At 74.8% G+C, this 11,452-nt stretch carries 12 protein-coding genes; 7 read left to right on the top strand and 5 right to left on the bottom strand.

Annotated elements, in window-relative coordinates; translation table 11 throughout:
* The first annotated feature begins 2 nt into the window (after positions 1–2).
* From ACFOWE_RS17015 to ACFOWE_RS16995, 5 genes are all read left to right on the top strand, one after another.
* Positions 3–869: a hypothetical protein gene (locus ACFOWE_RS17015; RefSeq protein WP_377288767.1), complete on the top strand. Its 867-nt coding sequence runs from the start codon at positions 3–5 to the stop codon at positions 867–869.
* 59 nt (positions 870–928) lie between these two features.
* On the top strand, positions 929–1,579 hold the full coding sequence (locus ACFOWE_RS17010; protein ID WP_377288765.1) for a 4'-phosphopantetheinyl transferase family protein: 651 nt from the start codon (positions 929–931) through the stop codon (positions 1,577–1,579).
* Positions 1,580–1,951: 372 nt separating this feature from the next.
* A complete protein-coding gene (locus tag ACFOWE_RS17005) occupies positions 1,952–2,416 on the top strand; it encodes a MarR family winged helix-turn-helix transcriptional regulator (protein ID WP_377288763.1) in 465 nt (154 codons plus the stop codon).
* Positions 2,417–2,669: 253 nt separating this feature from the next.
* Entirely contained in the window at positions 2,670–3,347 is a 678-nt protein-coding gene (locus tag ACFOWE_RS17000; protein ID WP_377288761.1) for an LppX_LprAFG lipoprotein, read from the top strand.
* A 4-nt stretch (positions 3,348–3,351) separates the two neighbouring features.
* On the top strand, positions 3,352–4,986 hold the full coding sequence (locus ACFOWE_RS16995; RefSeq protein ID WP_377288759.1) for an MFS transporter: 1,635 nt from the start codon (positions 3,352–3,354) through the stop codon (positions 4,984–4,986).
* Positions 4,987–4,999: 13 nt separating this feature from the next.
* Here the strand turns inward: ACFOWE_RS16995 and ACFOWE_RS16990 are convergent, their stop codons facing one another.
* Positions 5,000–5,839 carry a helix-turn-helix domain-containing protein gene (locus ACFOWE_RS16990; RefSeq protein ID WP_377288757.1) on the bottom strand — a complete coding sequence of 280 codons (840 nt, stop codon included), beginning with the start codon at positions 5,837–5,839 and terminating at the stop codon, positions 5,000–5,002.
* A 107-nt stretch (positions 5,840–5,946) separates the two neighbouring features.
* Between ACFOWE_RS16990 and ACFOWE_RS16985 the strand changes: the two genes are divergently transcribed.
* A complete protein-coding gene (locus ACFOWE_RS16985) occupies positions 5,947–6,381 on the top strand; it encodes a PPOX class F420-dependent oxidoreductase (RefSeq protein WP_377288755.1) in 435 nt (144 codons plus the stop codon).
* A gap of 109 nt (positions 6,382–6,490) precedes the next feature.
* Positions 6,491–7,516 carry an aldo/keto reductase gene (locus ACFOWE_RS16980; RefSeq protein WP_377288753.1) on the top strand — a complete coding sequence of 342 codons (1,026 nt, stop codon included), beginning with the start codon at positions 6,491–6,493 and terminating at the stop codon, positions 7,514–7,516.
* 144 nt (positions 7,517–7,660) lie between these two features.
* On the opposite strand, the gene der is transcribed toward ACFOWE_RS16980, so the two are convergent.
* The 4 genes from der to aroH all read right to left on the bottom strand — a co-directional run bounded on the left by der (position 7,661) and on the right by aroH (position 11,419).
* Entirely contained in the window at positions 7,661–9,082 is a 1,422-nt protein-coding gene (der, locus tag ACFOWE_RS16975) for a ribosome biogenesis GTPase Der (protein WP_377288751.1), read from the bottom strand.
* Entirely contained in the window at positions 9,079–9,744 is a 666-nt protein-coding gene (gene cmk, locus ACFOWE_RS16970; protein ID WP_377288750.1) for a (d)CMP kinase, read from the bottom strand. The genes der and cmk overlap by 4 nt, the downstream gene beginning before the upstream one ends.
* A gap of 123 nt (positions 9,745–9,867) precedes the next feature.
* The gene (locus ACFOWE_RS16965) at positions 9,868–11,052 is read right to left on the bottom strand and encodes a prephenate dehydrogenase (protein ID WP_377288748.1); all 1,185 of its coding nucleotides are present in this window, start codon (positions 11,050–11,052) and stop codon (positions 9,868–9,870) included.
* A gap of 7 nt (positions 11,053–11,059) precedes the next feature.
* Positions 11,060–11,419, bottom strand: coding sequence for a chorismate mutase (gene aroH, locus ACFOWE_RS16960; RefSeq protein WP_377288746.1), 360 nt, complete (start codon positions 11,417–11,419; stop codon positions 11,060–11,062).
* Between the last annotated feature and the right edge of the window lie 33 nt (positions 11,420–11,452).

Here is an 11,452-nt window from a genome sequence, read left to right as displayed (position 1 = left end):
TCATGAGTCCCACCTCCGCCAGGTCCGCGGAGCTCTCCGAGGAGACCGGCGCGGACCGTGCCGGAACCCCCGGCTCCGAGACCCCCGAATCCGCGGAGCACATGCCCGCGGCCTCCGAGCCCGGGACCGCCGAGCCCGGGACCGCCGAACCGGCGGCCTCCGGACCGGGGACCTCCGGACCCGGGACCCCCGAAGCGGGGACCTCCGGGCCCGGAGCCTCCGCAGCGGACGGCGGCGGGGCGGACGGGGGGACCGGGGCCCGCGTGAGGCCCGCGTGGTGGAAGCGGCCGGCCGGAGCGGTCGCGGCGACGGCGGTCGCGGGCGCCGTCGCGTTCGGCGCGGTGCAGTGGATCTCCGCCGAGCGGCTGGCCGACCGGCTCGCCGCGGAGAAGGACGAGCGGCTCGCGGTCTCCGCCACCGCCGGGGAGTTCGCCGCGGCCCTGCAGACCTACGACCACACCGACCTGCAGTCCTACCGCGACCGTGTCTTCAGCCTCTCCGGCGAGGAGTTCGAGAAGGCCTACGACGAGGCGTTCAGCCCGCTGGAGAGCGTGATCACGGCGATGAGGGCCTCCTCCACGGCCTCGGTCCGGGGCGTCTACGTCTCCGAGGTCGCCGACGGCCGGGCCAAGGCCGTCACGGTCGTCGACTCCCAGGTGAGGAGCACCTCCGGCACCAAGCGCATGCTCGGCGCCTACATGCAGCTGAGCCTGGTCGAGATCGGCGGCGAGTGGAAGGTGAGCGACGCGACCGTGCTGGGCGCCGCCGACGAGCTCCTGACCGGCTCCGACGGCAAGCCCGCCGAGCCCTCCGCCTCCCCGGGGCCGGACGGGAAGAAGGACGGGAAGAAGGACGGCAAGGACGGGTGACGGCGGAGCGGCCGGCGGACATGATCCCCTATATGCCGCCAAAGCCCTAATCTGGGCGGATGTCTGACTCCCTGGTGCTGGCCGGCCCGACCGGCGAGATCTACTCCCCCGCCGGGCTGGGCCTGCTCACCGAGACGGAGCGGGAGCGCGCCGCGGCGTTCGCCCGGGAGGCCGACCGGCGCGACTTCGTCGCCGCCCACGTGCTCGTACGGCGGTGCGCGGCCAAGGTGGCCGGGGTGCCCGAGGACCGGCTGACCCTGCTCCAGGTCTGCGAGTACCACGGTCCGGGGCACGGCAGGCCGTACATCGCGGAGCTCCCCCGGCTCGGCGTCAGCCTCAGCCACAGCCGGGGATACGTGTGCGCCGCGGCGGGCACCGGCCGGATCGGCGTGGACACCGAGCACGTCCCCTCCGGCCCGCTGGACGCCTCCCTGGCCGCGCAGGCGCTCAGCCCGGCGGAGCTGGCCGTGGCCGATGGCAACGAGGCGCTGATCCGGTTCTGGGCCGTCAAGGAGGCGCTCGTCAAACGCGGCGAGCTGACCCTGGACGGCCTGCGCACGACCGACCTGTCCTCCCTCCCGCCGGGCCCCGGGCCGGGCGGGAGCCACTCCCTGGAATGGCGGGGCCGCCACCTGCTCGAGTGGCGGACCGGTGAGGACGGCCGGATCGCGGGCTGCGCCGTCTCCGACCACCCCGTCGTGCTCGGCTGACGGCCATCGGGGCACTCCCCCTCCGACCGGCCGCCGCCGTCCCCCACGGGAGCCCCGCGGCCCTCGCCACCCGCCACGGCTGGGCCCGCCGTGCACTCTGCTGTAGGTTTCGGGCGTGGCTCCTCCGCTCCCTTGAAGGGAGCGGCTTCCCGCTCTCCTCTGCCGGCTCCTCTGCCGAGGCGGGCGTCGGACAGGACCTGCCCGCTTCGAACGGAAGACTGTGACAGGGAAGCGATTCCCCTGCCGGGTGAACCCGGCGGCCCCATCGCTAGATTTGGTGGAGCGCCGGGCGGCGCCGGGACCGGCCGCCTCCGGCCGGACGGACGGCGCGGGAACGGACGAGCAGCGCGCGGAGAGAGTGGTGGGCGACCGGTGAACGACGAGGAGTCCCGCTGGCTCACCGCGGCCGAGCAACGGGCCTGGCGCGCCCATCTGGCCGTGCACAAGCTCCTGGAGCACCGGCTCGACCGTGAGCTGCAGCCCTTCGGGCTCTCGCTGAACGACTACGAGATCCTGGTCAACCTCTCGGAGAGCCCCGGCCACCGCATGCGCATGAGCGACCTGGCCGACGCCACGATCCAGTCCCGCAGCCGCCTGTCCCACCAGATCTCCCGGATGGAGACGGCCGGCCTGGTCGCGCGGGAGACCTGCGCCGACGACCGGCGGGGCACCTTCGCCGTGCTGACCGAGCACGGCTGGGACGTCATCCAGAAGGTCGCGCCGCACCACGTGGCGGGCGTGCGCCGGCACTTCATCGACCTGCTCACCGACGACCAGCTCCACGAGCTGGCGGCGGCCTACGGCCCCGTGGTGGAGCACCTCAAGAGCCTGCGCTGACCGCCGCCCGGTGGCCGCACCGGCGCGGCCACCGGTGTCCCCGCGCCGGTGCGGCGGTGCTCCGCCGCCGCCCCGCCCGGCCGTCCCGCCCTCTGCCCCGCCGCACCTGCCGGCCGTCCCGTCCTCTGTCCCGCCGCGCCTCCGCGCCCGGTCCCGCCGCGCCCTCGCGCCCCGTCCGCCGGCGCTCCGGTGAAGCGAAACCGATACCGGCCGGTCCTCCCTCCCGAGACCGACAGATCGCTACCATCCGGACATGTCTGCTCGCCGGATCATCATCGCCGCGCTGGCCACCGCGCTCTCCCTGGTCACCGCGTGCAGCGGCGACCCGGGTTCCCAGGACGCGCTGCCCGGCGGACCCGACCTCGTCAAGAAGTCCGCGGCGGCGATGCGGACCGTGAAGTCGGCCGCCTTCACCATGGAGACCGAGAACACGCCGCAGCTCCGGGTCAAGAAGGCGGCAGGCCGCCTCAGCGCGACCGGCGACGCCGACGGGACGCTCCAGCTCGACTTCGCCGGGAGCCTGCAGGAGATCAGCTTCGTCCTGGCCGGGGACACCGTGTACTTCAAGGGCGTCACCGGCGGGTTCCAGAGGATGTCGCGGAGCCAGCTCGCCTCCATCTACGACCCGTCGGCCATCCTCGACCCCGACCGGGGCATCGTCCAGCTCCTGTCGGGCGCGCTGGACCCGGAGACGAAGGCGGAGGAGAAGGTCGGCGGCGCCGACGCCTACCGGCTGGAGGCCACGCTCTCCCAGCAGATCCTCGCCGCGCTGGTGCCGGACATCGCGCAGAACGTGGACGGCGTCCTCTGGATCGACAAGGCCACCTCCCGCCTGCTCAAGGCCGAACTGCCGCTCTCGGCGACGGGCAAGGCGACCGTCTCCCTCACCGACTACGACGTGCCGGTCCAGGTGACCGCGCCCACGGGGTGACGCCATGGCATCCGGACATCGACCCGCCGCCGCTTCCGCCGACGCCCCGGGCGGCGGCCGGGCCGTACGGCGGCGCGTGGCCCTGGGCGTCGGCGGCACCGCGGTCCTGCTCGCCGCGCTGGACGCCTACGTCGTGGTCACCGTCCTCGTCGACATCGCCAAGGACGTCGACGTCCCGCTCAACCACATGGAGCGGGCCACGCCGATCGTCACGGGCTTCCTGCTCGGCTACGTCGCGGCCATGCCGCTCCTCGGCCAGCTCTCCGACCGGTACGGCAGGCGCCCGCTGATCCACCTCTGCCTGGCGGGCTTCGCGATCGGCTCGGTCGTCACCGCGCTCGGCGAGACGGTCCCCTGGCTGGTCGCGGGCCGTACGCTCCAGGGCCTGGCGGGCGGTGCCCTGCTGCCCATCACCATGGCGCTCGTCGGCGACCTGTGGGACGAGCGCGGCCGCCCGGTGGCGCTCGGCGCGGTCGGCGCCCTCCAGGAGCTCGGCAGCGTGCTCGGCCCCCTGTACGGCGCGGGTCTGGCCGCCCTGGTCCCGGTCACCCTGAGCCTGGGCGACGTCCCGCTCGGCGGCTGGCGCTCGATCTTCTGGCTGAACCTGCCCCTGGTGGCCGTCGCCGCGATCGCCGTCCAGCGCTCGGTGCCGCCGCCCCGGCGGGCGGCTCCCGCGGAGGGCGCGCCCGCGGAAGGCATGCCCGCGGCCCGGCCGCCCGGATCGACGCGGGCGGCCCCGGCCGCCCGGATCGACGTGGGCGGCGGCCTGCTGCTGGCCCTGGCGCTCGGCCTGCTCGTCGCCGGGCTCTACAACCCCGACCCGAGCACGTCCGTGCTGCCCTCCTGGGGCCTGCCCGCGATCGTCGCCGGGACCGTGGCGGGCGCCGCGTTCGTCGTCTGGGAGGCGCGGGCCCGCACCCGGCTGATCGACCTGGCCGGGGTGGCGCGCGGCCCGTTCTTCGCCACCCTCGCGGTCAGCTTCCTGGCCGGGTCCGCACTGCTGGTCACCCTCGTGGACGTGCAGCTGTCGGCGCAGACGCTGCTCGGCCTGGAGACGCTGGACAGCACGCTGGTGCTCTCCCGCTTCCTCATCGCGCTGTCCGTGGCCGCCCTGCTCGGCGGGGTCATGGCCCGCCGGTACGGCGAGCGCCTGGTCACGGTGCTCGGGATGGGGGTCGCCACGGCCGGTTACGTCCGCATCGGCCAGTGGCCGCTCGACCTGGCCTCCGCCGGCCACCGGATGGACGCCGACCTGATCACCGCCGGTCTGGGCCTCGGCCTGGTCATCGCGCCGGTCTCCTCCGCGGTGCTGCGCGCCGTACCGTCCGACCGGCACGGCGTGGCCTCGGCGGCGGTGGTCGTGGCCCGGATGATGGGCATGCTGCTGGGCGTGGCGGCCCTGTCCGCCTGGGGCTTCCACCGGTTCCAGTCGCTCACCGCCCACCTGGACACGCCGCTGCCGTTCGGCGTCGAGGCCGACGTCTACGCCCGGCGCCTGGCGGAGTACGAGGCGCGGGTGAAGGCCGCGCTGCACACCGAGTACAGCGAGATCTTCCTGATCACCGCGGTCCTGTGCGCCCTGGGCGCGCTCGCGGCGCTGTTCCTGCCGCACCGGCCGGGCGCGCAGGGGACGGGGTGACCCGGCCCTCCGCTCACCCCGGCGGCACCGGAACGGCCCCGCTCAGCAGGTCGAGCGCGGCCGCGGTGGCGTCGTCGGCCGGGAGGTGGACGACCAGCCTCTGCTCGTCGGTGCCGGGGATCTCCAGGCTCTCGTAGGCCAGCAGCAGTTCGCCCACCCGGGGGTGGGCCCACCGCTCGACGCCCGTACGGCCGGGCAGGGCGGCCGGCGCTCCGAAACGGTCGCTGAAACAGGAGCCGGCGGTGACGGCCAGTTCCTCGGCGAGGGCCGCGGCGTGCTGGTCGCCGAGGGCCGCTGCGGCCCGCAGGTCGGCGGCCCGCGCGTCGGCGACCCGGTCCCAGTCGGGGAAGACGGCCCGCGCGCGGACGTCGGTGAAGACGAACCGGGTGAGGTTCGGCGGGCGGGCGTCCAGCAGGCCGACGGGGCCGGCGAGCCGTTCGTAGCCGTCCGTGCGGGCGAGTATCTCGCCCAGCCGGTCGGCCACCAGCGCCGGGGCCGGCTCGAGCCGGTCGAGCAGCGCCCTCACCGTGGGGCGCACCGAGCGGACCTGCGGCGCCCCGCCCTGGCAGGCGCCGCCGGTCACCGCTTTGACCAGGCGGTGCAGATGGACCCGCTCGTCGGCGGAGAGGTTCAGCGCGTCGGCGAGCGCGGCGAGCACCTCGGCGGAGGGGCGGCGGTCGCGCCCCTGCTCCAGGCGGGTGAGGTACTCCACGCTGACTCCGGCGAGCGTGGCCAGCTCGGCCCGGCGCAGCCCGGGGGTACGGCGGCGCGGTCCTCCGGGGAGCCCCGCCTCGGCGGGGGTGACGGCCTCCCGCCGGGCGCGCAGGAACACACCCAGCTCGTTGTCGCCCATGAGGGGAGTCTACGCGGCGCACGCCGCCCCACCGCGATCATGGCCCTGCCGGGACCAGTCTCACCGCGGTCTCCCCGGACGGCGCCCGGCCCGGCAGGCTCGGATCCATGAGCGTATTCACCGACGATGAGGTCTCCTACCTGACCGGTCAGCCGCTGGGCCGTCTCGCCACGGTCGGCCGCGACGGCAGACCGGCGGTCAGGCCCGTGGGAGTCATCTACGACCCCGAGGCCGAGGCGATCGTGATCGGCGGGGTCGCCGGCTCCGGTATGGCGGGGAGCAAGAAGTTCCGCGACGCGCGGCACAACCCCGACGTGGCGTTCGTCGTCGACGACCTCGCGGCCGTGGATCCGTGGACGCCGCGCGGGATCGAGATCCGCGGGCACGCGGAGCCCCGCGCCGAGGGCGGGGAGCGGGTGGGCGAGCGCCTCGGCGCGCCGTTCCCGTTCGACCCCGCGTGGATCCTGATCCGCCCGCGGCGGATCCTGACCTGGGGCATCAGCACCGGCTCCTTCGAGATGTCGGCACGCGACGTGCCCTGAAAGCGCAGGCGCCCCGGAGCCCCGCCCGCCGGGACCGGCCACGGCGGTCCGGGGCGGCGGGGCCGGGGACCGCTCACCCCGAACACGACCGATCCTGAGAGGACCCTCCTTGCGTTACCGACTGCTGGGCCGGACCGGCCTGCGGGTGTCGGAGTTGTTCTTCGGCGCGATGACCTTCTACGAGCGCGGCGGCCCCGACGCCGCGCGGGAGTACCGCGCCATGCTCGACGCCTACGCCGGCGCCGGAGGCAACGTCATCGACACCGCCTCGGCGTACGGCGAGAGCGAGGACGTCCTCGGCGGGCTCCTCACCGGCCGCCGCGACCGCTTCGTCGTCTCCACCAAGTACACGCTCTCCCGCGACCGCACCGACCCGAACGCCGCAGGCAACCACCGCAAGAACCTCACCCTGTCGCTGGAGCGCAGTCTCCGGCGGCTGCGGACCGACCACATCGACCTGTACTGGGTGCACGTCTGGGACCGCCACACCCCGGTGGAGGAGACGATGCGGGCGCTGGACGACGCCGTGCGCGCCGGGAAGATCCTCTACGTGGGCGTCTCCGACGTCCCCGCCTGGCTGGTCGCCCGCGCCAACACGCTGGCGGAGTGGCGGGGCTGGACGTCCTTCGCGGGCCTGCAGGTGCCGTACAACCTGCTCAGGCGCGACATCGAGCGGGAACTGCTGCCGATGGCCGAGGCGTTCGGGATGAGCGTCGCCGCCTGGGGCCCGCTCGCCGGCGGGGTGCTGTCGGGGAAGTTCACCGGCCCGGAAGGAGCCGCCGGGACCGGCGGGGCCACCCGGGTCGACCCCGGCTCCCTCACCGCCCGCGAGCACGCGGTCGCGGGCGCCGTGCGGGAGGTCGCGGGCGAACTGGGCGCCACGGCGGCCCAGGTGGCGATCGCCTGGACCCGCGCCCGGTCCGCCGCCGTGCATCCGATCGTCGGCGCGCGCGACGCCGTGCAGCTCGAGGAGAACCTGGGCGCGGCCGATCTCCTCCTTCCCGGGGAGGCGGTGCGGCGGCTGGAGTCGGCCGCGGAGTTCGCCCTGGGGTTCCCCGGCGACTTCATCGCCGAGTGCGAGGCCGACCCGTGGGTGTTCGGCGAGGCGTACCCGGGAATCGCCGCCCGGTCGTAGGCCGCCTGGAGGCGCGGGAGCGCCGCGGCCGGGCGGGTCCCGGAACGCCGTACGGCCCGGCGGGCCGCCGGGCCGTACGGTGTCGCTCCCCGCGGCGTCACGCGCGCACCCGCCGGGTGCCCGCCGCGGCGCCGCCGCTCGCCGCTACTTCTTCTTCTGCGCCTGCTTCTTCTCCCGGATCCGCATCGTGACGTCGATGGGAGAGCCGGCGAACCCGAACTCCTCGCGGATCCGGCGCTCGATGAAGCGGCGGTAGGTCTCCTCCAGGAAGCCGGAGGTGAACAGCACGAACTTCGGCGGCTCCGTCGACGCCTGCGTGGCGAAGAGGATCTTGGGCTGCTTGCCGCCCCGCACCGGCGGCGGGGTCGCCGCGACCAGGTCGGACAGGAAGGCGTTCAGGCGGGCCGTCGGGACGCGGGTGGACCAGGAGTCCAGCGCCTTCTCGATCGCCGGGACCAGCCGGTCGACGTGCCAGCCGGTCTTGGCGGAGATGTTGACGCGCAGCGCCCACGGCACGCGGACGAGCTGCCGGTCGATCTCCTTCTCCAGGTAGTAGCGGCGGTCCTCGTCGAGCAGGTCCCACTTGTTGAACGCCACGACCATGGCCCGGCCGGACTCGATCACCAGCGAGATGATCCGCAGGTCCTGCTCGGTCAGCACCTCGCTGGCGTCGATGAGCACGACCGCCAGCTCCGAGCGCTCCAGGGCGCTCCGGGTCCGCATGCTGGCGTAGAAGTCGGCGCCCTTGAGCTCCCGGTCACGGCGGCGGATGCCCGCGGTGTCCACGAAACGCCAGGTCTTCCCGCCGAGCTCGATCAGCTCGTCGACCGGGTCGCGCGTGGTGCCGGCCATCGGGTCGACCAGGACGCGCTCGCTGCCCGCGAGCTTGTTCAGCAGCGAGGACTTGCCCACGTTGGGCTTGCCGAGCAGCGCGATCCGGCGCGGGCCCCGCTCGGCGCCGAAGCGCTGCGGCGGCGTCTCGGGCAGTTTGTCGAGCACCACGTCGAGCAGGTCGCCGCTGGAGCGGCCGTGCAGGGCCGAGACCGGCTGCGGCTCGCCCAGGCCGAGCGACCAGAGCGCGGCGGCCTCCAGCTCCATCTGCTGGTTGTCGACCTTGTTCGCGGCCAGGATGACCGGCTTGCCGGAGCCGCGCAGCACATGGCCGACGATCTCGTCGGAGTCGGTCACCCCCACCACGGCGTCCACCACGAACAGGATGACGTCGGCCAGCTCGGCGGCGATCTGCGCCTGCTCGGCGATCCGCTGCGCCATGCCGGTCGCGTCGGGGTCCCATCCGCCGGTGTCGACCACCGTGAACCGGCGCCCCCGCCAGGTGGCCTCGTAGGTCACCCGGTCGCGGGTCACGCCGGGCACGTCCTCCACGACCGCCTCCCGGCGGCCGATGATCCTGTTGACCAGGGTGGACTTGCCCACGTTGGGGCGGCCCACCACGGCCACCACCGGAAGCGGGCCGGAGTCCGGCGCCTCCTCCTGCGAGCTGTCGTCGGTACCCAGATCGGCGAGCTCTGCGTCGATCCAGCCGCGGTCTTCGTCGTGTTCCGTCACGCCTTTTCCTTGATCACGCGTAGTACCTCGGCGATGACCTCGTCGAGGTTCAGCGCCGTGGTGTCGAGTTCGACGGCGTCGGCCGCCATCGCCAGCGGGTCGGTCTTCCGCGTCGAGTCCAGGGTGTCGCGCCTGGCCAGCGCGGCCTTCTGCGCCTCCACCGTGGTGCCGGCCAGCTCCGCGCTCCGGCGGGCCGCCCGGGCGTCCGCGCTCGCGGTCAGGTAGATCTTGACCGGGGCGTCCGGCGTGACCACGGTGCCGATGTCCCGGCCCTCCACGACGATGCCGCCCGCCCCGATGATCTCCCGCTGCTCGGCGACGAGCCTGCGCCGCACCTCGGGCACGGCGCTGACCGCGGAGACGGCGGCGGTGACCTCGGCGGTGCGGATGGGGCCGGCGACGTCGGTCCCGTCCACGGCCACCGCGGGCGCCTCGGGGTCGGTCCCCATCGTCAGGACCGGCTCCAGCGCCCTGGCCGCGATCGCCGCCGGGTCGCCCAGGTCGACCTCCTGCCGGAGCATCCACCAGGTGACCGCCCGGTACATCGCACCGGTGTCGAGATAACGCAGCCCCAGCGTCCGGGCGACCCCGCGCGACACGCTCGACTTGCCCGAGCCCGAGGGCCCGTCCATTGCGACGACCAGCCCGGTCACCGTGTTCATCTGTGGCTCGCTCCGCTCCTGAACGCCCCGTCCGGGCCCGGTCCCGTGCCCCGGGGCGGCTCACCGCCCGCTTGAGTTGTCCGTACGAGGCTACCGGGAGTCGGGGACCGGCCGCGCACCGCGTCAGGGCAGATGCCACCCGTGGGCGCGCAGCGCCTGCGTCAGCGCCTCCACCGCCTCCGGCTGCACCGACAGGTCGGCGGCGCCCAGCGGCAGGCCGGGGGCGTGCTCCAGGCGGACGTCCTCGATGTTGACGCCGGCCGCCTGGGCCACCTGGAACAGCCTGGCCAGCTCGCCCGGCCGGTCGCCGATGATGACCTGGACGGTCGCGTAGGCACGCGCCGGGCCGCCGTGCTTGCCGGGGATCCGGCCGGTGCCCGCGACCCCGCGCTGGAGCAGGCCGGTCACCGTGCCCATCGCGGAGGATTCCGGCGCGGCGTCCCCCGCGGTCTCCGGCGCACCGCCCGGGGAGGTCGCGGCGCGCAGACCGGCCGCCGCGGCGGCCAGGTCGGCCGCCAGTTCCTCCAGGACCTCGGCCACCGGGAGCGCGTTGCCCGACAGGATCCCGGTCCACAGGTCCGGGTCCCCGGCGGCGATGCGCGTGACGTCGCGGACCCCCTGACCTGCCAGGCCCAGCGCGGCGGCGGGGGCGTCGGCGAGCCGGGCGGCCACCGCGGCGGCCGCCACGTGCGGGGCGTGCGAGACGAGCGCCACGGCCCTGTCGTGCTCGACGGCGTCCACCTCGACGGCCTCGCCGCCGCAGAGCTTGACCAGGGCGCGCAGGACCTCCACCGCGTCGGGCGAGGTCTCCTCCGCCGGGCACAGCGCCCACGGACGGCCGAGGAACAGGTCGGCCCGGGCCGCGGCGGGCCCGGAACGCTCCCGCCCCGCCAGGGGGTGCCCGGCGGCGTAGACGGACAGGTCGCAGCCCAGTTCCCTGGCCTGCCGGATCGGGAGCGCCTTGACGCTGGCCACGTCGGTGTAGAAGCGCGCGGCGCCGGCCCGCTGGAGCTCCGCGAGCCGTCCGGCGACCACGGGCGGCGGGACGGCGACGATCGCGAGGTCCACCGGCCGCCCGGGATGCCACACGGCGTCCGCCGGCAGGTCCGCGGGGCGTCCCGGGGTCCACTCGATGCCCGCCCCCAGCTCGCTGGCCAGCCGTACGGCCGCCGGGTCGCGGTCGGTCAGGTAGACCGTGACGCCGTGCTCGCGCAGGGCCAGGGCGATGGAGGTGCCGATCAGGCCCGTGCCGACGACGAGGACGGACTCCAGGCCGCTCATGTGTCCTCCCGGGACGTGCTCGCGCATGAGGGAATCATTGAGCGATGTCCACCCTCAGGGCCACCGCGCCACGCAGGTAGACGTGCTGGATCGCCTGGCGGGGCTTGTCGGTCTCCACGTGCGCCATCAGCCGCACGACGCGGGGCAGCGCGCCCGGGACGTCGATCTCGGTGCAGCAGATCAGCGGCACGTCGTGGAAGCCGAGCTTGCGGGCGGCCAGCGCGGGGAACTCCGCGGTCAGGTCGGGCGTGGCCGTGAAGATGACGCTGATCACGTCGTCGGTGGTGAGCCCGTTGCGCTCCATCACCTCGGTGACCAGCTCGGTGACCCCGGACAGGATCGCGTCCCGCTCGTTGCCCTCGACCTGGATCGCACCGCGGATCGCCCGCACCATCGTCGTTCCTCCGTACTGTTCACGCCGGATCGC

It is taken from the genome of Planomonospora corallina (assembly GCF_042650625.1).
Lineage (GTDB): Bacteria > Actinomycetota > Actinomycetes > Streptosporangiales > Streptosporangiaceae > Planomonospora_B > Planomonospora_B corallina.
The sequence above is the reverse complement of the archived record's forward strand: the minus strand, read 5'-3'. Positions and strand labels throughout refer to the sequence as shown.